This window comes from Acetobacter fallax (assembly GCF_011516735.1).
Classification (GTDB): Bacteria; Pseudomonadota; Alphaproteobacteria; order Acetobacterales; family Acetobacteraceae; genus Acetobacter; species Acetobacter fallax.
In genome coordinates this window covers 1-23,869 of sequence record NZ_WOSX01000006.1, presented here as the reverse complement: position 1 = coordinate 23,869, position 23,869 = coordinate 1, and the positions used below count along the sequence as shown (strand labels likewise).

Annotated in this window: 18 protein-coding genes, 1 tRNA gene and 2 pseudogenes; 6 read left to right on the top strand and 15 right to left on the bottom strand. The window is 55.6% G+C overall.

The features are described from left to right. Entirely contained in the window at positions 1-627 is a 627-nt protein-coding gene (gene leuD / locus GOB85_RS04975) for a 3-isopropylmalate dehydratase small subunit (protein ID WP_173576596.1), read from the top strand. 145 nt (positions 628-772) lie between these two features. Here leuD and GOB85_RS04970 read toward each other — a convergent pair whose 3' ends face one another. Then, positions 773-1,678 (bottom strand): LysR family transcriptional regulator, encoded by a 906-nt coding sequence (locus tag GOB85_RS04970; protein ID WP_173576597.1) that lies wholly within the window; start codon positions 1,676-1,678, stop codon positions 773-775. A gap of 183 nt (positions 1,679-1,861) precedes the next feature. On the opposite strand from GOB85_RS04970, the gene GOB85_RS04965 reads away from it, so the two are divergent. From GOB85_RS04965 to GOB85_RS04955, 3 genes are read left to right on the top strand one after another with little or no spacing between them, the layout of a single operon-like run. Next, positions 1,862-3,019 (top strand): iron-containing alcohol dehydrogenase, encoded by a 1,158-nt coding sequence (locus GOB85_RS04965; RefSeq protein WP_173576598.1) that lies wholly within the window; start codon positions 1,862-1,864, stop codon positions 3,017-3,019. 29 nt (positions 3,020-3,048) lie between these two features. Then, entirely contained in the window at positions 3,049-4,425 is a 1,377-nt protein-coding gene (locus GOB85_RS04960) for an MFS transporter (protein WP_173576599.1), read from the top strand. A 17-nt stretch (positions 4,426-4,442) separates the two neighbouring features. Continuing rightward, on the top strand, positions 4,443-5,936 hold the full coding sequence (locus GOB85_RS04955; RefSeq protein ID WP_173576600.1) for a CoA-acylating methylmalonate-semialdehyde dehydrogenase: 1,494 nt from the start codon (positions 4,443-4,445) through the stop codon (positions 5,934-5,936). A gap of 86 nt (positions 5,937-6,022) precedes the next feature. Here the strand turns inward: GOB85_RS04955 and GOB85_RS04950 are convergent, their stop codons facing one another. After that, on the bottom strand, positions 6,023-7,159 hold the full coding sequence (locus tag GOB85_RS04950) for a glycosyltransferase (protein ID WP_173576601.1): 1,137 nt from the start codon (positions 7,157-7,159) through the stop codon (positions 6,023-6,025). Next, the gene (locus GOB85_RS04945) at positions 7,156-9,210 is read right to left on the bottom strand and encodes an HAD-IA family hydrolase (protein WP_173576602.1); all 2,055 of its coding nucleotides are present in this window, start codon (positions 9,208-9,210) and stop codon (positions 7,156-7,158) included. Before GOB85_RS04945 ends, GOB85_RS04950 begins: the two co-directional genes overlap by 4 nt. A gap of 332 nt (positions 9,211-9,542) precedes the next feature. On the opposite strand from GOB85_RS04945, the gene GOB85_RS04940 reads away from it, so the two are divergent. Next, positions 9,543-10,802 carry a cation:proton antiporter gene (locus GOB85_RS04940; RefSeq protein ID WP_173576603.1) on the top strand — a complete coding sequence of 420 codons (1,260 nt, stop codon included), beginning with the start codon at positions 9,543-9,545 and terminating at the stop codon, positions 10,800-10,802. Between the two features lie 40 nt (positions 10,803-10,842). Here the strand turns inward: GOB85_RS04940 and GOB85_RS04935 are convergent, their stop codons facing one another. The 5 genes from GOB85_RS04935 to GOB85_RS04915 form a co-directional block, all read right to left on the bottom strand. Then, a complete protein-coding gene (locus GOB85_RS04935) occupies positions 10,843-11,259 on the bottom strand; it encodes a hypothetical protein (protein ID WP_173576604.1) in 417 nt (138 codons plus the stop codon). Positions 11,260-11,474: 215 nt separating this feature from the next. Next, positions 11,475-11,551: transfer RNA gene (locus GOB85_RS04930), tRNA-Arg, on the bottom strand. Positions 11,552-11,656: 105 nt separating this feature from the next. Then, complete coding sequence (locus GOB85_RS04925; protein WP_173576605.1) at positions 11,657-13,036, bottom strand: aminotransferase family protein; 1,380 nt, start codon at positions 13,034-13,036, stop codon at positions 11,657-11,659. 297 nt (positions 13,037-13,333) lie between these two features. Beyond that, the gene (locus GOB85_RS04920; protein ID WP_173576606.1) at positions 13,334-14,071 is read right to left on the bottom strand and encodes a LexA family transcriptional regulator; all 738 of its coding nucleotides are present in this window, start codon (positions 14,069-14,071) and stop codon (positions 13,334-13,336) included. A gap of 232 nt (positions 14,072-14,303) precedes the next feature. Further along, the gene (locus GOB85_RS04915; protein WP_173576607.1) at positions 14,304-17,690 is read right to left on the bottom strand and encodes a S41 family peptidase; all 3,387 of its coding nucleotides are present in this window, start codon (positions 17,688-17,690) and stop codon (positions 14,304-14,306) included. A 212-nt stretch (positions 17,691-17,902) separates the two neighbouring features. Between GOB85_RS04915 and GOB85_RS04910 the strand changes: the two genes are divergently transcribed. Continuing rightward, positions 17,903-19,057 carry an AI-2E family transporter gene (locus GOB85_RS04910; RefSeq protein WP_173576608.1) on the top strand — a complete coding sequence of 385 codons (1,155 nt, stop codon included), beginning with the start codon at positions 17,903-17,905 and terminating at the stop codon, positions 19,055-19,057. Between the two features lie 68 nt (positions 19,058-19,125). Here GOB85_RS04910 and GOB85_RS04905 read toward each other — a convergent pair. From GOB85_RS04905 to GOB85_RS04875, 7 genes and pseudogenes are all read right to left on the bottom strand, one after another. Continuing rightward, positions 19,126-19,920: pseudogene (locus GOB85_RS04905) on the bottom strand (IS5 family transposase); the annotation flags it as partial. A 122-nt stretch (positions 19,921-20,042) separates the two neighbouring features. Next, on the bottom strand, positions 20,043-20,612 hold the full coding sequence (locus GOB85_RS04900) for a hypothetical protein (protein ID WP_173576609.1): 570 nt from the start codon (positions 20,610-20,612) through the stop codon (positions 20,043-20,045). 39 nt (positions 20,613-20,651) lie between these two features. Then, positions 20,652-21,794: a baseplate J/gp47 family protein gene (locus tag GOB85_RS04895; protein ID WP_173576610.1), complete on the bottom strand. Its 1,143-nt coding sequence runs from the start codon at positions 21,792-21,794 to the stop codon at positions 20,652-20,654. Between the two features lies 1 nt (position 21,795). Then, on the bottom strand, positions 21,796-22,152 hold the full coding sequence (locus tag GOB85_RS04890) for a phage tail protein (protein ID WP_173576611.1): 357 nt from the start codon (positions 22,150-22,152) through the stop codon (positions 21,796-21,798). A gap of 62 nt (positions 22,153-22,214) precedes the next feature. Beyond that, positions 22,215-22,739 (bottom strand): phage baseplate assembly protein V, encoded by a 525-nt coding sequence (locus GOB85_RS04885; RefSeq protein WP_173576612.1) that lies wholly within the window; start codon positions 22,737-22,739, stop codon positions 22,215-22,217. Further along, positions 22,736-23,731 carry a hypothetical protein gene (locus tag GOB85_RS04880; RefSeq protein WP_173576613.1) on the bottom strand — a complete coding sequence of 332 codons (996 nt, stop codon included), beginning with the start codon at positions 23,729-23,731 and terminating at the stop codon, positions 22,736-22,738. Before GOB85_RS04880 ends, GOB85_RS04885 begins: the two co-directional genes overlap by 4 nt. 37 nt (positions 23,732-23,768) lie before the next feature. Then, positions 23,769-23,869: pseudogene (locus tag GOB85_RS04875) on the bottom strand (IS5/IS1182 family transposase); the annotation flags it as partial.

Genomic DNA, 23,869 nt, shown 5'->3' with positions numbered 1-23,869 from the left:
ATGGAAAAATTCACGACCCTTTCGGCTGTCGCAGCGCCACTGCCGGAAGCCAATATCGACACCGATAAAATCATTCCGGCCCGCTTCCTGAAAACCACGAAGCGCACCGGGCTCGGTGTCCATGCCTTCGACAGCATGCGCTACCGCGAAGATGGCTCGGAAAACCCGGATTTCATTCTCAACCGTGAGCCCTATCGCAAGGCAGAGATCCTCATCGCGCATGAGAATTTCGGCTGCGGCTCGTCCCGCGAACATGCCCCGTGGGCACTGCTTGATTTCGGCATCCGCTGCGTGATTGCACCGTCCTTCGCCGACATTTTCTTCAATAACAGCTTCAAAAACGGCATCCTGCCGATTCGCCTGCCGCGCGACATCTGCGACGCGCTGATGCAGGACGCGCAGATGGGTGCCAACAGCCGCATTACCGTCGATCTGGCACGTCAGGTCATCATCCGCCCGGACGGCGCCGAAATTCCGTTTGACATCGACCCGTTCCGCAAGCACCTGATGCTGGAGGGCCTCGACGATATCGATCAGACGCTGAAGCGCGAAAACGCTATCGAGACGTTTGAAACGAACAGGAAGAAGGACGAGCCCTGGTTTCCTTCTATTGAACTCGACGACTGACAAAACCCGGGCTCTGCCCGAACCCGGAAGGACCACAGGCTCCTTCACCCCGATCTGTTGACTAACAAAAAGGTCTGCGACCTTTCGCGGGGCGCGGAGCCCCCGGGACACTCTTTCAGTGTGTCAGCCTCAATGCTGGTCGGTCTTATCCGTCATCCGGCATAAACATCGCCTGTGCCCCGTCCGCCTCCGCGCGTAGCAGATCGCATAACCGTCGAATACGCGGGCTTCCCTGCTCATCCGCCCGGATGATCAGCCAGTATGTTCTGATTAACCTGGCATCCCCGGGTAAAACTCGCACCAGTTCCGGTCGCGTCGCCGCTACGAAAGCAGGCAGCACCGCCAGACAAACTCCCGAACAGGCCGCCTCCATCTGCGCGTGCAGACTGGAATTCTGCACGCGAACGGCTCTCGGCGGCACCCCAAGTTCTTCCAGGTAATCAAGTCCGCGCGTGAACAGGAGTTCATCAACGTACCCTGCGAAAGTATGCCCGGCCAGATCCGTACGCGAGCCAATCGGATCGTGGTTCGCAAGATAAGCCTGCGTGCCGTATACAAACAGCCGGTAATCCGTAAGCCTGTATGCCACGAAATTCTGTCCGGCCGGTGGATTGAGCGTGATCGCAATGTCAGCCTGCCGCCGCGATAATGAGACGATCTGCTGGATCGTCACCATCTCAACCGTCAGCGCCGGATTGGCCGTCAGAAGTACACCGATCCTCGGTGCAAAAAAGAAATTGCCAATTCCTTCCAGCGCACTGATCCGCACCGAGCCCGACAGACCGGCCGCACTGGTGTCATCAGCGACACGCTCTGCTTCCCGGCCCATGGCCTCGACTGAAGCGAGCAGTCGTTCACCTTGTCGTGTGAGCGCGTAACCACGCACATGCCGCTCGAACAGCGTGGCATCCACAGACTGTTCCAGAGACTGAATATGGCGCGCCACAGTCGCGTGATCGACCCCCAAGGCCCGACCCGCCACGGATAGCGAACCGGCGCGGGCGACTGCGAGAAAATACTGCAGATCCCGCCAGTCAAGCCCACGTTTCATGCCACACCAGACCTCCCGCGCACCGTGCCGGAACAGCCGGGGCAGTGTGCAGATTTGCACAGGCACTGAGCGAAATCGCCTAATTTTCCTGCGACCGGCACCGCGTTAACGCTGAGGGACAAACAATACGAAAAAGCCACCGGAAAACACAAAACCGGAAGTCTTTCCAGCAAAGGGAATGACATGACAGCCCTTTATCTCCCGCCCTTCGTCCGCCTCGGCGGCGGGGCTCTCAATGATCTGCCGGATGCCCTGCGTCTGGCTGGCCTGAAAACCCCGTTCCTCATCACCGACCAGTTCATGGCGTCCTCGGGCCTGCTTGATCGTGTCAGCACGCTTCTGCACGAAGCCGGAATCGAACTGCGCGCCTTTACCGATGCCGTGCCCGACCCGACCATCACCTCCGTGAATGCCGCACTCACGGCCCTGCGCGAAGGGCGGCATGACTGTGTCATCGGTCTTGGCGGCGGCAGCCCGATCGACACCGCCAAGATGGTGGCTGTCCTCGCCGTACATGACACAACGCCCGCCAGCCTCAGGGCGCCTTTCATGCAGGATGAGCCGGGTCTCGCCATCGTGGCGATTCCCACCACCGCCGGCACCGGCTCGGAAGCAACGCGCGTCACCGTCATCACGGACGAGACCACCGACGAGAAAATGCTGTGCATGGGCGCCGCCTACCAGCCCCGTATCGCCATTGTCGATTACGAGCTGACCCTCTCGATGCCACAGCGTCTTACAGCTGATACAGGCACAGATGCTCTCACCCACGCTCTGGAAGCCTATGTTTCAAGACGGGCCAGCCCATTCACGGATGCGCTTGCCCTCACGGCAATGGCCCGGATCTGGAAATACCTGCCCGCCGCCTGCACCGATCCCGGCAATCATGAGGCCCGCGCTGCCGTGATGCAGGGCGCGTTTGAAGCAGGCATGGCGTTCTCAAATGCCTCCGTAGCCCTTGTCCACGGCATGAGCCGCCCGATCGGCGCACATTTCCATGTCGCGCACGGCCTCTCAAACGCCATGCTGCTGCCAGAAATCACCGCATGGTCGCTCCCCGGTGCGAAACAGCGTTACGCTACCTGTGCTCGTGTCATGGGGCTTGCCGGTGAGGACGACCCGGACAGTGTCGCCGGCGCGATTCTTGTCGATGCCCTGCGCAAGCGGAATGCGGAAATCGGCGTACCCAGCCCCAGAACATTCGGACTGAATGCTGCGCGCTGGGATAACCTTCTGCCTCTGATGGCGGAACAGGCCCTGGCTTCCGGATCTCCTGCCAACAACCCGCGTATTCCTGATGCCGACGACATCATCGAACTCTATCGCCGCGTCTGGGCCTGACCGCCACGACCGAACCGGGATCAACCACCATGCAGTCCCCTGCTCAGCCTTCACGCCAGATGCACGGCCTTGTCTTTGCATCCAGCGTCGGCACCGTCATCGAATGGTATGATTTCTTCCTTTACGGCAGCCTCGCTATCTTTTTCGCGAAACTGTTTTATCCGCCCGGTGACGCGGTTGCCGCGACACTGATCAGTGTCGCGACCTTCGCGACCGGCTTCGCCGTCCGCCCTGTCGGCAGCCTCATTTTCGGCCATCTCGGCGATCGCTTCGGCCGCAAGATCACCTTCCTCGCCACACTGCTCATCATGGGGTGCTCGACCGCCGCCATCGGTTTTCTCCCCACTTTTGCCACGGCAGGGTATGCCGCTCCGGTGCTGCTGATCCTGCTCCGCATCATCCAGGGCCTCGCCCTCGGCGGCGAGTATGGAGGTGCCGCAACCTATGTGGCCGAACACGCTCCGGCGCATGAACGCGGAAAATGGGCGAGCTATATTCAGGCGATGGCATCCGGTGGATTTATCCTGTCACTCGGCATGGTGCTCTCCCTGCGCCTCGGTCTGGGTGAAGACGCTTTCGGGAACTGGGGCTGGCGCGTGCCCTTCCTGCTCTCGATTGTTCTCGTCGCCGTCTCATTTCGTATCCGCATGCGCCTGCATGAATCGCCCGTGTTTCTGGAAATGCAGCAGGAACAGACCCTCTCCGACTCTCCCATCCGTGACGCTTTCACCATCCCCGGCAACGCGCGCCGAATCCTGTTTTTCCTGATCGGCGTCGCCTGTGCCCAGGCTGTCACATTCTACACAGCCCAGTTCTATGCCCTGTATTTCCTTCAGAGCGTCATGAAGGTCGCCTTCCTTCCCGCAACGCTCGCCGTCGCGACCGGATCTCTGTTCGGCCTGCCTTTCTTCGTGATCTTCGGGTCACTCTCTGACCATATCGGTCGCAAACGCCTCTCACTGCTCGGCATGGCCGCCGCTGTCCTGTTGTATATTCCGCTCTTCATCCTGTTGCGCTCCTCCGTGCATAACACCGGAATCGATTTCCTTCCCGTTGCAGCAACAGTCTTTATCCTCGTCGTTATTTCAGCCCTGATCTACGGCCCCTATGGCTCCTTCATCGTCGAAAGCTTCCCGGCAAAAGTCCGCTACACATCGATTTCAATTCCCTATCATATCGGCAACGGCATCTTCGGCGGCTTTCTGCCACTGATCAGTCTCAGCCTTGTCAGCCGCACCGGCAATCCACTCGCAGGTCTCGCCTATCCGATGGCCATTTGCGCAATCGGCTTTGTTGTCACGCTGTTCTTCGTCCCCGAAACACTGCCGCGTGGCGCCGACCACAGACGCCAGGCAACTCCGCTTTCCGGAACAGTCTTCGGCGCTCAACCCGACTCCCTGAGCTGAATACAGGAATAAATCCCATGACCGTCATCCCCCATGTCATTGCCGGGAAACACACCGAAGGCCACGGAACACACCGCACCGAGGTTTTCAACCCCGCGACCGGCCAGGTCACGCACCATGTCGCCATCGGCAATTCGCAGGATCTCGATGCCGCCATTGCCGCCGCCAGCGACGCTTTCCCGGCATGGGCTGAAACACCGCCACTGACCCGGGCGCGCATTCTCTTTCGCGCCCGCGACCTTATCGAAGCCCGTATGAACGATCTTGCTGCTCTTATCACAGCCGAACATGGAAAGGTGCTGTCCGACGCAAAAGGCGAAGTAACACGTGGTCTGGAAGTCGTGGAATATGCAACCGCGGCACCGGAACTTCTGAAAGGTGAGTACACCGAACAGGTCAGTCGCGGCGTCGATGCTTACACAATGCGACAGCCTCTTGGCATCGTTGCCGGAATCACGCCATTCAACTTCCCCGTCATGGTCCCGCTCTGGATGGCCCCGATGGCCATTGCGACCGGCAACTGCTTCATCCTCAAACCCTCCGAACGCGACCCGTCCGCAGCCGTCATGCTCGCTGATATTTTCCATGAAGCCGGTCTGCCCAAAGGTGTGTTCCAGGTCGTGCAGGGTGACAAAGATATGGTCAATGCCATTCTCGGACATCCGGCTATCCAGGCCGTCAGTTTCGTCGGGTCCACTCCGATTGCCAGACATGTTTATGCGACCGGAACCGCTGCCGGAAAACGCGTTCAGGCACTTGGCGGCGCAAAAAACCACGCTATCGTCATGCCGGATTGCGATCTCGACAAAACTGTCGATGCGCTGATTGGCGCCGCCTATGGCTCAGCAGGTGAGCGTTGCATGGCCATCTCAGTTGCTGTGGCGGTCGGACCCGTCGCCGATGCTCTGGTCACGAAACTCGCTGATCACGTCCGAAGCCTGAAGATCGGAACCGGTACCGACAACAGCAATGAGATGGGTCCGCTCGTCACAGGACAACATCTCTCCCGCGTGCGTGGACTGGTGGATTCAGGCGTGGAACAGGGCGCGACCCTTGTGGTCGACGGGCGGGATCATGTCGTCTCAGGCTACGAAAAAGGCTTCTTCATCGGTGGCTCTCTCTTCGACAATGTTACTGAACGCATGAGAATCTATCAGGAAGAAATCTTTGGACCCGTTCTGTGCGTCATGCGCGCGCCGGATTTTGACACTGCACTGAACATTATCAATGACAGTCCTTATGGAAATGGCACTGCCATCTTTACACGCGATGGCGACACAGCTCGTACATTCACCCATAATGTGAAAGCAGGGATGATCGGCGTCAACGTACCAATCCCGGTCCCGATGGCGTTTCATTCATTTGGCGGCTGGAAAGATTCGCTTTTTGGTGATCATCACATGCACGGCCCGGAAGGTGTACGCTTCTTTACCCGTATGAAGGCCATCACAACCCGCTGGCCAGCCGGCATCCGCTCCGGTGCCGAATTCATAATGCCAACTCACGGCTAAAGTGTCGGAACTTTCACCACAACCAGTCACCGGATCACGCAGGCACTCTCAGTGGCATCTTCGGAAAACGACGCCGAAGATGCCACTCAGACACGTCCACGCAATCGCGCAATACCGCGACGAACGGGAACGGCCGCACGCCAGACCCAGTAAACCGGCATCAAAAAACGCTTTTGCCATGTTGAAACAATACGAATCTGATCAATATCTCTCAGGGCAACCTGCATCAGGTGTAGCATGTGCTGCTGCTGATGGGCCAGGTCCTGTATCTGTACCTGCAATCCCGACATCGCTCCGTCGTCCTTCTGTTCTTTCGCCTCTCTGAACCGCGTATCGAAGTGATGTCGCAACGCCTCAACCTCACGATTCATATTCTCAACCGGGTCAAGAATGATCTGCAAAGCGCTCCGAAGACCCGGATCTTTGTTGAGTGACTCTCTGAGCATTCCGTTCCGAAGAAGCGTTTTCCTGAATTTTTCCTTATCTCTGATGGACTGCTTTTCAACAGAAATATTTCCTTCAGTGACGATATGATGTGTCGCCAGAAGCTGCGAAATCACGCCGATATCGCCTGCAGCCATCAGACCGCAAATGAAATTCCGGTCCCCGGCATCGGGAAAAAACCCTTCAGGAAAATTCGCACTCCTGAGAGCGCTACGCCGGAACAGGAAACAGACCGCCGGAAAAGAATTTCCTCCGATCAGGGAAATATAATCGAGAGCCCCAGGGTCATGCCGCACACTTGATCTTTCGATCTGGCGCACGTCCAGGCCCTCACAAATCTCGCTGACCTGAAAAAAATCCGTTACAACACCACAAAATCCGATACCATCTTTATCTGTAAGAAAGTTTATCGTGTCACAAAGAAAATTGACATCCCATGTCTCATTGTCGTCATGCAGGACAATGAACTCTTCCTGTACAAATCCCAGAGCGCGGCCAGCCGCTTCTCCCGGCAGAAGTCGTTCATCAGAATTAATGACACTGAGCCGGTGGCCAAAAACGGGGCGGTACAGGCGCAGCATATCTTCAAGCGCCTCTCTGTCACCGCCATTATTGACAAGATACAGATGCCATCGTGTACATTTCTGTAAAAGAACACTACCCAGTGCCCGTGGCAGCAGAGTTGACGCGCCATATGGACACATGATGACCGCAACATCCGCGAGCTGATTCCGCTCATGAACAGTTCCGGCGGCAGAAGTGCCTGTTATAATATTCATCTGAACTGACTGAGACTACGTGAATCATAATATGCACATTGGCGTCGGATATCCTGCGCCAGAAGAACCTGCATCTCCGGATCGCCACAACGACGCAGAGCCGCCAGTGCCGATCCGACCGGCCATTCCCTGCGTCGCAGATCCAGGTGCGAGCCGACCACAGCATCAGGCCGCAGCTCAGGAACCAGCGTGACGACATGAACATGAGCAAGATCAGGCGAATGACGGATCGAGCCCAGCACAGCAAGTTCCCGGGACGTCGGCGAAAGGGACAACCGGCTGATCGCCGCCTGTCCTGTTTCAAGTGTCAGGTCGTCCCTGATCAGGCCAGACGGATGCGCTCCGGCGAAAATGAGGCTTATTGCCTGCAGAGCGGCCTGCTGAAAAGGAGCAATCAGTTCCTTATGCTGAGAGCCTTCTGAAAGGCTATCTGCCAGAACAGGCTTTATAGTGCCGTCCTTCCATTCATAACCAAGAGTGACTCCATCTGAAGATGAAAAACCATTTTCCAGAATGGCAACAGCATTAAACAGCCCATAGAGATGTTCGGCCTGCATGTAATCGTTGCCGAATGCTCCTTCCAGCCAGCCTGCCCGCAACCGCTTTGCCTGCGCGCCCGGTCTGAGGCCAGCATACAGGCCATAGAGCATCGGCGAATAACCACCCTCGCGCAGAATATCTGCAATGGAGGCCTGAACTGATGCCTGCCAGCCAATATCGACAATACCGCAGGGCCCCTCATGCAGCCCTTCCTGGCGAAAATAATACAGCGCGTTCGTCATGGACTGCCGGAGATGGGCATAAACGATCCCGGCGTGACGTTGCAGACATTGTCGGAATTCTTCTGCACCAGAACCGTCAGAAACCTCAGCATCAGGAGTGCCGAAAACGGTCATGAGATCCTCAACAAGAGGGGTCAGACCCTGCAGATCGCCACGCTTCAGCATGCTTCGCACCGTCTCCGGATGGGAGACATAAGTCAGCAATGCCAGCGCCTCATCACTCAGGTGGTCGGGACGGCAGCTGATCGTAACTGCTCCATAATTGACCGCATATCGTGAGACATAAAGATAAACAGAAGAAATTCCTGTTTTTCTATCCAGATCCAGTTCTTTCCAGGCCTGCCAGAGCAACCAGCCGTCACGGGCGCAGAAGTAAAGCCGCTTCAGTCCCAGTTCCTGTGCCCGCCGGACCAGCCAGCTTACAACGCTACCTGCAACCAGGGCGCCCCAGGATGCTCCCAGCATACTCATGATCTGCCCCGCAGACGATCCACCTGACCCGGCCCCTCCGCGCAGCACGGCCCCTCTCATCATAAAAGAATACGGCAGCACGGCCGGAGTCAGCGGTCCCCCATCCCGGACATTCGAGCGGACACGGGGGAAAGCAAATGCTTTTATCCCCGCCTGCATCGGCATGATGACATCGCCCCACTCATTATCGCCCACATGCAGGATACGGGCATCAGCGCCACAAAACTCCTGCACGACGCCCCATTGTTTCCCATCAGCCTTCGTGTATCCGGTTTCAGACGACACAAGAAGATCCTGTGCATCGTCATAACCCGCCGACAAAAGCAGATCGCGGATGACGTCTGCGGACAGATACATATCCGACACGAAAACAACGCGAATGTCCTGCTCGCGACAGAAACGAACAGCCGCTGCGATTTCCGGAACAGCGAAACACGTCGCATGCTCAGCTTCCAGTTCGGCGCCCATTATGTCTGTTACAAAACCTCCGTAATCCGGACGTCCCGCTATAAGAATGGACAGAATCTCAGAAAAATTAACTTCGCTCCGGCTCGCATTCCGTGCGACCTCGCGAGCCTTCTGCTCAGCTTCCTCCCGCAGGACCGCATAACCGGAAAAACGAATGCCGTATTTCCGTGTAAGAGCATCCTCGGCGATCGCAAACACATCCACGGGCATGTCCAAAATACGGGTCAGCGCTGTGTCGAACACGTCGAATGTGACAACGTCGATCCCCGTAAGACACGACCGGAACCGGGCAAGCCAGGCTTCATCCATCACCCATTCATCATGGATCACGCGACGTATTCTCTCGAAGGACATCATAGTGTTATCGGGGTGTTATCGGGCACAAACGGTCACATCCGGAAACAAAGCCGTTAAGATAACCGGACAAAGGGTTTAATATCCAGAAGCAGATTGAAAAACGATCGAAGCCCTGATCTGCTTCACGCAGCGATCATTTTCGCGCCCGCGCGGCGCAGACTCTGTGCTGGACGGTAAGAGAACCGCTCCTCAAATCCGGCATCCATAAACATTCAACACATGACGCGTTTCTCATATACAAAATTTGCATATATCGACCGGGAGCACGTATTATCCGCTGCCATTAAGCGAGAGGGGGATAACGGATGACGAATATTACAGGGCTTCTCGCAGACGCGGGTATTTTTGTTCTTCTGCCATGGCTGCTCTGGCGGCTGACGCGCAGAACAATACCTATCGTCGTTCTGCCTATACTCATCGGCATCCTTCTTGCCGTCATGCACGTCCCCGTTGCTCAGATCGGTGTTCCCTCATTATATGGCGATGATATCGGCTGGGTTGCTGTCCTCGTCCTTGCCTTCACCGCCGGTCTGGAGATGTGGCAACATCCAGGCCAGGATGAGAACGCTGCCGGCGCTTTTGCATCCCCTTCCGTGGGACGCCTGCTCGGTGGCGCCGCCGTCGCACTGGGCGGCCCTTTTCTCGTCGGATCGGTGCTGGTCTGGTGGTTTTTTCTGCCATTGCATGGGTGGCAGGCTCCCCATGCCACCCCGATTGTCGCCGCTGCTTCAATCGGTCTCTGCATCGCCGTCAGCGCGCTCCCCGTTCTCATCGGCATCGTGCGCGAGCTTGAACCCTCCCACCGCCCTGTCGGACAACTCGCGCTCAAACTCGCGGTCATCGACGATGCGGCCCTGTGGATTGGTCTCGCCATCCTGCAATTCGCGGCCCGTGGTCCCGCCGCCCTGCACGGATGGACAAGCCTGGAATTCCTTGCCATCGCATTGCTCGCGGGCCTGGCCTGGGCAGGAAGCTGGGCCTCGCGTCATTTCAGACACCCACCGCTCTGGGTCATCTGGGCCACAGTCCCCGTTTATCTCGCAGCAGGATCATGGGCGAGCATGCAGCTTGGTCTGCATGAACTTATCGGTGCCTACTTCGCCGGCGCCATCATGCCCCCGAGCTGGGTTCGCAGACTCCCTGTCGAATGGGTCGGAACGTTTTCTCTTATCTGGCTTGCGCCCATGTTTTTCGGCCATAGCGGTCTTCATATCGATGGTGATGCGCTTACCTGGCCTTCGGTTGTCGCCTCGCTGATGCTGGTGGTCATCTCAGTCATCACCAAGATCGCCGCAGTCTGGCTGTTCCCACCCGCGGCAGGCCTCAGCAACCGGCAGGCCCTCAGCGTCGGCGCCCTCCTGCAATGCAAAGGCCTGATGGAAATCGTCGCGGCGACGATCCTCCACGCGCATGGCATGCTCTCGGAGTTCGCTTTCGCATCCCTTATGGTGCTCGCGGTTATCTCAACAACCCTGACCGGCCCCATGTTTCGCCTGTTTACGCGTCACGAGCGTCCCGTCTCGCGAAACGCGCCTTCAGATATCATGGTCAGCGCCGGAGACTGAGGCCGGAACAGGAGTGCAGAAAACTGCTCGCAGCCAGACGCTATTCAGGCCTTGCGTCTGGCGCTCCGCTCTCTTTTTTAACCGGAACCGCCGCTTTTCGGGCAAACGCTTCACATTCGCTGATGAGTGGCGCGCAGGCCGCCAGCGGGCCGTTCAGTGTTGTTGAAGGCCCCGTGTAAGCGATACGGGACACCCGATCGTCTTTCAGTGTCGCAATGACATGACAGGTACCACGACCACCGATCGACACCCCGAACAGAAACGGGGTGGTAATGGATACCGGGCCATCAACCTGCTGGTCCTGCTTCCAGACCAGAACATCCTGACCGTCCCGCTGCTCTTCCACATCCGGCACTCCGGCACATGAAACGAGATCCGCGCGTGACAGACCAACCAGTTCATGACGCGCCCGCTGAGGCGCCGTCGTACACGCAGGAAGACATGCAAGAAGAATCAAAAGACAAAACCCGGCGCCGGGACGCCGGAACAGACAAGAAAAGAAAGACGCACTCACCACATAACCGATCAGGTGTTTCTGAAACTCTCATCCCCGCAAGCCGCCGGAATGGCCTGATTACCGGCAATACAGTAAACTGCGCGAACAAAACACAATAGCGCACCGTGCAACGGATGATCTCCGAAGCAATTGACCAGCCATATTGTAAAGAAGACTGGCGCACCCGAAGAGACTCGAACTCCTAACCCCCAGATTCGTAGTCTGGTGCTCTATCCAGTTGAGCTACGGGTGCGCTGCGAGGGGCGTTCTAGCCGAGACGATTACGCTTGGCAAGCCGCTATCCAACCTCAGTGGGAAAGAAAATTTTTACCTCATTTCCCTTCTTCTTCAGAAGAAATCAGAGCTGCACACTCCGCAAAGCCACCCTGATCGCAGCCACGATCTCATCAATATCAGTCCGCCCGGCAATCAGCGCGGGACTCAGGCACAGCGTATTGTTGAAACCAGGAAGCGATCTGTTCGTCATCCCGATCAGTACGCCCTGCTTCCGGCAGGAACCCACAATGCCCTTCATGACCGCTTCCGTAACCGGCTCCTTCGTCATCCGGTCCGTCACCAGCTCAGTTCCCCAGAACAGCCCCTTTCCACGAACCTGACCAATGATCGGAAACTCATCCTGGAGGGCAAACAGTTTCTCACCAAGATAAGCGCCGGTCTCAAGGGTATTTTCGAGAAGTCCCTCATCCTCAATGATGCGCATGTTCTCAATCGCCGCCGCCGGTCCCGCCGTGCAGCCACCAAAGGTCGAGATATCCCGAAAGAACGACATCGGGTCATCAGGAACCATCTTAAACTTATCGAACACAGCTTCCGTCGTGACTGTGCAGGAAATCGCCGCATATCCGGACGCAACGCCCTTGGCCATCGTCACAAAATCCGGCTGAATGCCGTAATTCTGATAGCCGAACCAGGTTCCCGTGCGCCCAAGGCCACACACAACCTCGTCAATATGAAGCAGAATATCGTATTTCCGGCACAGTGCCTGAATGTTCTCCCAATAGCCCTCCGGCGGCACCACAACGCCACCACCTGCCGTGATCGGCTCAAGACACAGCGCACCAATGCTGTCAGGCCCTTCACGCAGAATCACATCTTCAATCTGACGGGCGGCAACCTCGCCAAACGGCGCGTCAGTGCCATCGGAACGACGATATTCCAGGCAATGCGGAACCTCGACAAAGCCGCCAGGAAATGGCCCGTATGCCTCGGCACGCTGCGCCTGCCCGCAGGCTGCCAGAACACCGATCGTCGTGCCGTGATAGTCACGATCGCGATAAAGGATTTTACTTTTCCGGCCACCGTAATGCTGCGCCGAGATCTGGCGCACCATCTTGAAGACTTTCTCGTTCGCCTCGGAGCCGGAATTTGAATAATAGACCCGGCTGAGACCCGGCATCTTCTCCAGCAGTTTCTGCGCGAAGAGCGCGCCTGGCACCGTCCCGCCGCTGCCAGCAAAATAGTTCAGCCTGACCAGCTGTTCACGAACCGCATCGGCAATCGACTCCCGGCCATAACCGACATTAACGGTCCAGACACCGCCGGACAGGGCATCGAGATATTCATTTCCGAGCGCATCCCACAAACGCAGGCCCCTGCCTTCGACCATAACGGTCGGATCCGTGGTCTCGTAAGGCTTATGCTGCGTCATGTGATGCCAGACATGCGCGCGATCCGCGGCGATGGCGGGATTCCGGTTTTCCGGCCAGGTGCTCTGCATCGTGAAACGTATTCCCCTAAAACTGCCGATACTGGCAGGCGTGTCTTGTGGGCCACGGCCAGACTGACCCGCCACAGCGGATCATCCCGGCAAGCCATAACAAAGGACAAATCCCACAGTTACGATGTGTCAATGACACCACGTGGCAAACACTGATGTCCATGCCCCGGGAGGCAGTTTCGTATGCTGTCATCCGGTTTCGGTGTCACGTTTTTATGGTCAAAGTGATCCTGCCCGAATAACCGGCAAAAATCGCACACCATGTTTACGGAACGAACCGGGGTGCCTTTTCGGGCGTCAGAGGCCCAGATGAATCCGGCCCGTAACCCTGCCAACGATTCTGAGATCGGCATCCATGCCGCTCCCCGCCCAGGCCACGCTGGATGACGGCACATCAAAGGACCGGAATGCGCTGTTATCGCTGGAAATCGTAAACGAGTCCGGACTTCTTATAAGAAGTCGTTTGACGATGAACATGTCCTGCATTGTCATGACATACACATCTTCCCGCAACGTCTCCGGCGTCGGATCAACGAAAACCGTGTCACCATTCTCAATAGAAGGACGCATGCTGTCACCGCTCACCTTCACCATGAAGACGTTATTATTCCACGCCCCAATCACGGATCGGATGAAATAGTCGGAAAACATGACAACTTCATAGCCTTCCCACTGCTCCACCATGCTGCCCGCACCCGCCTGAGGCTCAGCATGAAAATACCGGACCGGTCTCATCCCGTCGGCACCGGACACCGCCGCATCCGCCATGACACCAGCGGCCATCTCACGCCCGGTCGCCAGCCAGTCCAGTGAAACGTTGCAGGCATCCGCGAGCGCAATCATCGGCCCGACCCGCATCTCCCGACCCGCGATATAATTATTCAGTGTTCCCAAAGGGATATTGGCCCGCGTCGCAACCCGGTTATTCCCGCCAGCCGCGTGAACGGCTGCCCTGAGCCGCCCGGACCGTTTTCTGACATCATCGTCATCGCCTTCCGAAAGACCGTCGAGTTCCAGCCGTGCATGTCTACCCATCTCTCGATAGCCTCTGTTCATTTTTTGAGGTGTCTGTTTTAAAATTATTACACACAGACCGCCACGGCAATCCTCAATTGAAAATTCCATATGAGCATTTTTTAGCAGCTTTGCACTGTAAGAACCATCTGCCGTGTGATCGGAGACCATCCTGAGCAAGATGTGCTACCTGTCATGGGATCATCTGGTCCCCGCCCGAACCCGGCAGAGACCGCAGACTTCTGCGTCCCGACTAATTTACCGGAGCCGGTGGCTGCGGTGCAAAGGCTTCGGGTTTCAGCGCCGGAACCGGATCGCGAGCCAGACCGTCGTTGAGCACATCAATCGCCTTCATGAGCTGCTGATCCTGCCCGGCAAACGTTGCGTGCGGCATGTTCTCAACCGTGATGTCCGGCTCAACGCCGTGATTTTCCACCAGCCAGTGTCCGTTCATATCGAAGTAAGGGTCTTCCGCTGTCCGGGCCAGCCCACGGTCGATCAGGCGATCGCTGTCCGATAACCAGACACCCGCCCCCGCCGTCCGCATCCCGACAAGCGGCGCGAGATGCAGCGATCTGATCCCCTGCGAAAAGGTCTCGCCGTCTGAATAGGTAAACTCGTCACACAACACGACAAGATGCCCGCGATAAGCCTGCTGCATATTCACCGCCGGCGCCGTGTTGTAGCGCCCCCAGAACATCCACGCCCTGCGCATCAGCTCAGAAAGAATCCACGAATCGATATTGCCACCCATATTGCGACGCACATCAATGACCATGCCGTCCTTGTCGAGATTCGCATAAAACTCGCGTATAAACGTTGCGATATCCGGCGGCCCCATCGCGCGCAGATGGAGGTAACCAATCCGCCCGTGGCTGGCCTGCTCCACCATGGCGGCCCGGCTCATTTCCCAGTCACTGTAACGCAGCGCCTGCTCCCTGACCGCGTTCGTGGCAACCACAACCGTCCTGTGATCATGCCCGCCACGCCGGATCGTCAGCAGCACCTGACGGCCCGCCTGATCCGCCAGCTGGAGAGACAGATCCGGTGCTCCCACCACACTCTGGCCATTGATCGCGATGATCAGATCGCCTTCATGCACATCCACGTTCGGATGAAGCAGTGGTGAAATCTGATCCGGCAGATCCTGGTCACTGGCGTAGATATGCGCAATCCTGAATCCCTCCTTCTCCCGTTCGAGCCGCGCTCCAAGCCCCGCGATCAGATCCGTTGCCGGCCGCACTCCGGTATCAGCCGGGCGCAACTGGGAGTGCAATGCGCTGAGTTCGCCCACCATCTGCCCGATCAGGTCGTCAAGATCAGATCTGTCTGCCAGCCGTTCGACAAGCGGACGGTATCGGCCGCGAACCGCATTCCAGTCCACGCCCCGCATCGTGCGGTCATAAAAATGATCCCGATGCAGACGCCACGAATCATCAAACATCTCGCTCCATTCAGCACCAGGATCGATACGCAGACGCAGATCATCAAGCCTGATCGTGTCAGGCCCGAGGTCCGTCGGCTGTCTGGCTCCGGCCGGAACAAGCAGCAATTTCGGGGGAGCCTGTTTCGGTGCGTGCATTTGCAGAAGCAGTGTTTTCCCATCAGGCGTTATGCTGAATGACTGTACCCCGGGCGCAAACGTCTCGACTTTGTGCTCCCTGCCATCGATATGAATCGATTTCAGCGGTTTCGCCTCATCCGTTCCGTCGAGAGCATAAAGAAACTCTCCTGAAACAGCGAGAGAGGAGTAATCACCAGCCGGGACAGGAACCTTATAAAGACGACGACCGAGTCCGTCGGTCACAATAGCCGCTGGTTTCGCTTTATCTTTATTGTCCGCCTTATCTTTATCCTTCCCGGCTGCTTTGTCAGGTTCAGATGGATCAAGCTCAGTGGCGGGCAGGAATGGAAACTTCGCATCCGGCTGGAGCCCCAGCGCGTAAATCCCCGTCCGCTTCGGAAAAACAGGACCAGGATTGCGATCCCCCCATGGCGAGCCGTTTGCGAGCGAAAAATCGCGATCGGAAAGGAAATAAAGCCAGCGACCATCGGGGGTAAATGCAGGCGTGTAAGACTCGTATTTCCCGTCAGTCAGCCAGTTCGTTCTGCCATCTTTCAGTGTATAAATCGCAATCTGGCGACGAATATTGCCACCCCGGGACCGGACAAAGGCCAGCGCATGACTGTCAGGAGCCCAGCTTACCGTTTCATACGTATTCGTTCCGTCTCTCGTCGCATCGTCAACGATACGATCCTCCTTCTTTATCACATCAAGCACAGAGAGAGGCCCGGACAGATCGGCGTGTGCGATCAGCCTGCCATCAGGCGAAACATAAAGCGCCGTCGGCTCGGTATGGCTGCCATGGGTGAGTTGTTCACCCTTCCCGTCTCCATCTGTTGGAAAACGCCAGATCTCTGACTCGCCGGAAGCATCGCTGAACGCATAAACCGCCTTCCCATCCTGACTGACAGTTGCATGACGCAGACGAATATTCGCCGCGTCAGCGATCTGCACACGCCTTCGCTCTCCGGGACCGGCCAGAACAACATGCCCGCGAAATGTCAGCGCCGCGAGTCGTCCGTCAGGCGCCAAAGCGATATCATTGAGATAATGGAAAGGATGATCGAGCCATTGCGGCCGCCGCTCCGCATCATCAGATGCAATATCAACCGGAATCCGGCCACCCGTCCCGCTGCTCAGGTCATACCGGAAAAGATCGGCGCCAAGCTGATACACCACGATACTGCCTGACAGGCTCGCCTGCCGCACCCCCATATCCCTGTGATGGGTCAGTTGCTGAGGATCACTGCCATCGGGCGCATAACTCCAGAGGTTGTCACGACCATTCTGATCGCTGACCAAAACCAGCCGGTCATGCCACAGCATCGGACGCCGTAAATTCACATCCTTCGATCCGATACGCTCTGCTTCTCCGTTACCATGAAGATTGAAACGCCACAGTTGCGAAACGGCCCCACCACGATAGGCCCGCAGATGGTCACGGCTCATCGCTGTTCCGAAACGAACAAAATAAAGCCACTGGCCGTCTGCACTCAGCACCGCATCATTCGCATCAGCCAGAGGATAGACATGACGATCGCCCGTCGCCGGATTGACGCTTGCGACAATCCGGCTGAACCCGGGGCCAATGTCCGGCGCCATACTGTAGAGAAGGCCAGCCTTCGCATCCCAGCCGACGGGCTGCACCGCCAGATTCTCAAACGTCACCCGCCGTGGCGTTCCTCCGGAAACGGGCATCACGTAAATTTCAGTCGGACCATCAAAATTCGCGAGAAAAGCGACCTGCGTGCCATCGGGCGACAAAACCGGATGCGGGTCGATCCGGGTCCGGTCCGTCAGCCGCCGCGCAGCACCTCCCTGAACCGGAACTGTCCAGACAGACTGCTCCGCATCAAAAGCCAGTGTCTCCCCCGCGATGGCCGGATCCCTGAGATATCCTGGTGCGGCGTAAGCTGTTGTGGCGAGGAGGAAAAAAAAGTGCAGCCACAGAACAGGCGCGAAATTCTCATCGACAGTCTTTCTCTCAGAACCGAAATCAGCCCGATCATGCCCGGGATCACCTGCCAGAGAAAGCAATCCGGCCGGGTGAATGGAACACAACGAAAGATCACCCATGGGTGTATGACACCTACAGGCACATCCGCATTCCCATTAAGAACACTTCTGGTCACGCAGATCTGCTGTCACCGGCGGATAATCGGGACAAGCCCGCAAATCCCGCCTCTGTGTAACGGCCCTTATACCACAAGCCGAACCTTTACGGGGCGACCTTCGGTTCATAAAGGAAACGGGCTACGCCCCGCGCCACGGACCATGAAGGCAGATCGATGACTCACTCTCCACAGAACGGGCTTCCAGACCGTTCGCGCATTGAAACACGGGCCGTCCTCGTCGCTCTCCTGGCCAGCGCCATCGTCATCTGTGCCATCTGGATCCTCAAGCCCTTTCTGCCGGCAACGATCTGGGCAGTAACCATTGGAGTCACGACATGGCCTCTTCTGCGGAGATTTCAGGCCGTTCTTGGAAACAGCCGAGGCCTTGCCGTCTCTCTCACCATTCTTATCGCGCTTCTCGTATTCGTACTGCCGCTCTGGCTCGCGATCACGACTGTGGTGAGGCACTCAGATGACATCGGCATGCTGATCTCGTCCGCGTTAACGTTCCATGTTCCGCCGGAACCGGAATGGCTGCGTCAGCTTCCGCTGGCTGGCCCCCACATGACATCCATGTGGGGCAAACTGCAGCACATGAAGGTCCCCGAGATGGTCAGCCAGGTCATTCCATCTCCTCAATATCTTATTCAGAGCTTTCTTTCCTACGCCGGCAGCTTCGGGATGCTTGCCATCCAGTTTCTGCTCACGCTCATCATCCTTGGCGTGCTGCTCATGAAGGCCGAAGCGGCAACTGCTGTTGCAGAAAAGGCTGTCGCCGCACTTGCGGGTGAGCGCGGCAAGGAGATGCTGCAACTGGCGGCCCATACAATCCGCGGTGTTGCATTTGGCGTCACGGTGACCGCAATCGTCGAATCCGCCGTTGGCGGGCTGGGACTGAAGATTGCAGGCGTGCCATGGGCAAGCATTCTCACCGCTGTGACATTCATGGCGTGCCTGCTGCAGGCAGGTCCCGGCGTTACGCTTATCCCTGCCGTGGTCTGGCTTTATTTTGAGCACGGTCTGCTTCCGGCCATCATCCTTCTGGTAATCACGATTATAACGATCGTTATTGATAACGTCCTCCGCCCGTTTCTAATTCGCAAACAGGCTGATATTCCGCTCGTTCTCATCATGCTTGGCGTCATCGGCGGACTAAGCGGACTCGGGCTTGTGGGAATCTTTATCGGACCGCTTATTCTGTCCGTTGCCTATACACTCACCAAAAGCTGGATAGCGGATTCACCGGACTGCGATGAACTCTCTCCGGTTTTGGTGACGAAGACCCTTCCCGTTGCTCCACAGATCAATACACCGGTCATGAAACCGTGAAAAAATAACCGGGCAGGCAAGGCTCTGTAATGCCCGGCACTAGGCAATACCGGAGAATGACGGTGGCTTGCTGTCTGATTCAAAAAGCGACCTGTTTGATTTTCTGTAGAACTCTTTAGCCAGGTCCGGGATGAGGAAAGTGTTGCCTCCACATCCCGTGTGAGGCGACGGCAGTTCCCCAACCATGCAAAGCTGCGCTCGACGATCCATCGCTTCGGCAGAACGACAAAGCCCTTTTCCAGATCGCTCCGTTTGACGATCTCCATCGTCCATTGCCTGAGTTGCACCAGGGTGTTTCGCAGTTTCTTACCGGCACAGCCTCTATCGCCGATCAGATGCCGGAGCCAGGGGAACGGCGACCTGACCCGACCTGCCACCAGCGACGCACCATCGTGATCCTGGATGTCAGCGGGATGCACGACCGCTGACACGATATGAGCTGGCGTGTCAGTTGCAATATATCGTTGCGCCCCTTCATCTTCCTGCCCGCGTCATACCCGCGCGGTCCGCGGCTTTCTGACGTTTTGACCGACTGACTGTCGATGATCCCGACGAACGATGTGGCGTCACGCCCGTCCTGTTGCGCGACAGGATGACGAGAATATGATTCATGGCCTCCCATCGTCCTTCGCTGGTCCAGCGATAGAAATAGCCCCGCACGGTCGTAAAGGCCGGAAAGTGCCGGAGCAGTTGGCACCAAAGGCAGCCGGTCGTGACGACATACAGGATCGCCTCCATGACACGGCCGCAAGTCGGTGTGTCACCCCCCAGCTGCTTCCTTACTCCAGTTCGTCCCGGCAATACTGCGTGCGGGTGATCTCGGTCCAGGTCGTCGTGATTTCATCAGGTTGTCGCAAACCCATGAATCATAACCTTCTGAAATGACTCAAATAATTTTCAGTCAGATACTCAGGTGATTTGTTAAAAATATTAATAATATAATTAATTTACTGGAAATATAAAAATTCCGATGATAATGAATATTTCAATTATTCGGAATGGAAACAAAAACATCAATACCCTCTGATTTTGTTTCAGTAATTAATTTTGATATATTATCTCTGTTCGTTCCTATAGGACATTCCACAAAAACCGTTCCCGGAGCCGTTCTCGACCCGTAACGCAATTGAGTAGAGCCGTAAGAATCACGCCCTGTGCACGTGCAATCCGGGGCACGCCACGGTTCAAAGATCAGTGCATCAGCCACCACCAGACTCATCTGATATTCGAGCGCTGCCCGGGTATTCCGCTTTACCAAAAATTCATTCTGTATCCGTGCAATATAAGCACTATCGGCCTCGCCAGAAAATCTTGGGAGACCGTCACCAAAATAATCTGAGGCCGCCATGTCAATGAAATTACCAGTGCTGGTCTGAAGTCTCGATTGCAACTTTGCATAAGAGAGCAATCGAAAAAACATCGCCCAGGGCCATGCCAGCCCGGCAAGCAACCCGTCAAGGACAGGCGTTGCGTTCTCCGATACATCCGGGAACCATCCTGCCGGCAATACAGCTCTTATTCTTGCAGCTATATCGTCCTGATCACCTACCGCCATTCTGACAGCCTCTCTTCCGGTTTATTCTGCGACATCAGGTTAATTTCCTCCGCTGTTAACTGTCACAGATGCTATGCGAACAACACTTCCAACTGTTCCACCTATATCGGCGACAACACCGTTCACAGTCACAACACCAACACTCGTCACAAGACTACCTGCTGCCTGAAGTGCGATACTTGAAATAAAAGTATACTGACACACACTTCCCACCCCAAGCGCGTTGACGTAGTTCGTAACAGCTCCGCTTACTGCCGTCTGCACAGACATTAAGTCCACACCCGAGGCAAGAGATACGGGCACGACGATAGCTGCCGGAATAACAGTCGCACGCAGAGTTGACGTTTCAACACCACAGGCTCGCGTCGCCTCGATTGCATCTTCAACTGAGTTCAGTATTGTATCGGACACATCACCCGATCCATCATCAATCGTCGCAAAAAAATATCCGCCTCGATACTGACCACCCGGGGTCTGATTTTCCACAACCTGATACGTTAAATTCGAAGCAACACCCGAAATAGAAGCCTCTACGGCCATTAATGTCGCAGATGACAACGACGAAAACCACAGAACCATCCGATTTTTTACGGAATCATCACTCTCTTCGTCAGCGCCGTTACTTACGGCAGAAAGATTTGTGCATGTGTCGATGCCGGCGATCTGAGTTCCCAACAGATTAATTACACCACCAGAAACGTTCCCAATTGCTCCAGCTGTATTACACTGCACCGGACATGTGATCGATGCCAGACCCTGAGGCCGAACATACCCCCCTGCAGTATCGGACCAATACTGATTCGTTGAATCTTCTGTTACCGTAAACGCAATAGTTCCATCAGATGATTTTACGATCGCACCCACAGGTACAACAGCCGAAGTTGAGGCTGGCGAAAGACTGATAAAGGTCTCTGATGTTGTTGCTGCAGTCGCACCAAGACGGACGACTCCATATTGCGCAATCCATGTATCCACATCAGAACCAAATGACGTGGCAAGCCGTGTCACTGAAAGCACCTGAAGAATCAGATACTGGATCCAGAGTGCAACGGTAGAATTGGCCTCTATCAGTGCTCTGGCAACCGACCCGGCTGTAAAATCAAGCAGCGCTGAGCATGAACCCTGTGCAGCTGCGGCTGAATTGGAGACCAGAGTCGAAAAATTCTGAAGTGATATATTCATTTTATATTTCCAGAGTCACTGTGTCGCCAGTCGAGGTGCTCACATATGTTATGGATATCTGCCTTTCACCCAGACCAATGTCCTGCACGTTGACGACAGGAGCAGGATTTGAGGAAACCATCGGTTCCAGCGTCATCTGCTGAAGAATAACAGCCTTAAGATCCGCTGGCGTATCGACACCACCCACTCGCCCAGGCAAGCCTGCGCCGTAGTCTAGTGCAAAAATGTAATCGCCAGCGTTCGTAGCGAGGCGCCGCAGGACGCGTTGCGTTCCGACATCATTGCCCGTCGCGATTTCCAGCCCTCCCGTTTCAGTTATGATAAGGTCAGTCCCGCGGATATGAAACAAATCAGCCATTATAAATGTTTTTAAATCCAAATATATTATTGAACTATTTTAACTTATGAAGAAGAAAATTATTATTTCGGAATATCCGTTATACTATTGCCAGTCTGCACACCGCCATGCACATGCTGCACCAGAGAAATACCGGATGCATTCACATCGCTTGAAACAGATATATCTCCATCGATGATAAGATTTCCCTTTACCATGACGCCAGCATCAGTAACTACGAACTCAACTCCTCCGATCTTTATCCCAAATTGCCCCGGATTCAGAGCATTCCCATTCAGACATAAAAATTTCGCTGGCTGCGATGCCGCATCAAATACTCGAGCCACAACAACATAGTTGTCTCCGTCTCCCTGAGCAGTTTCCACCAGAACATGATTACCAATCTCCGATGGCGCGTAACATGTTACCGTTCCTGCTGACACAGCTATGTCGCATATCCAGCCCGTTTCCGTATTCTCGGGCTGAAGACGAACCTTGACCAGCCCAGATGACGGATCGACAGCACTCACCACACCAAATCTCGCCCGGCCAATACGGTTCGTATGAGAATGCATCATCATATCCAGAGCACCCCGGACGTGTTTCATATATTTCCCTCCATCCCATCACGCACTCTCAGCGTAACGCTCTTAGAAATTCCCTGGCTTCCATATGAAAATGTTACGTCGTCTACAGTATAAATTATTGAGTCGAATGTGGTTCCGGTACCCTGAAGCCTGATGCGCTGGCGGGGAGAAATATCAATTTGTGGATGAACAGTCATTCTGATCATTCGTTCATGAGCAACGAGATCATTAAAACGTAACCGGGCCAGCGCAACACACTGATCCTGCGTTGTGCCAACCGGCGCCGTAAAATTGTAACGGCTCGAACCGGTCTCGCTTCCAGAAGGAAACGTCGCTGAATGTACAGCTCTCTGACGAGCATCCCATGCTGATACAGTTACGGAGGCATCTCTGGAATAGGTAAAGCGCCTGGCCAGCACCATGTTTCCTACCGGCGCCGTTGGATAAAATGATCCAGACACAGCTGCTGTCCAGTCAAGCGTCAGAACTGTATCCGATATATCGGGAGAACGGAAATGCAATGTTTTATCATCCACCCATAAGTCGTAACCATATTCTCTCTGCATACCAACGCAAAAATCCCATGCAGTCTGGAATCGATGCATACCTGAAAGACCATGGGCTTTATGTTCGTATTGATAAAACTGTCCGACCAGGCCATCAGTTGCATCGATATCGGCCTGAAGACCAACTTCCGATGCCAGCGTTTCAATCGCTTCAGAGGCCGTCATATTGAGAAAAGATGTACCGGACAGTTCATATTCTATAAGGCGTGATGCCCAGTCACGGCCACTGGCAATGACAACCTGCGTTTCAGGACGATATTCTATATAGTCAACAAGCCCTGAAAAAACCTTCGTAAAAGACTCGCTTCCTTCCGGCGCTGATGCGGTCATAAAACCGCAAAAAATATCTATTTCAATCTCACCGGATGTATTGCTGGCGGGGTCAAACCACTGCGATGCTGCACCTTCGACAGGCACAACAACTGAGAATACGCTGGCTTCAGCCATTCGTGATCGATGAATCTCGAGTCTCTGAGAGCCTGAATCAGAAAGCGGTTTGATTGATTTTTCGCAGAACTCTGCGGATATGGGCAATCATCAACCATGCGCAGGATGACGAGATTGTTGTCTCGACATCCTTCGTGA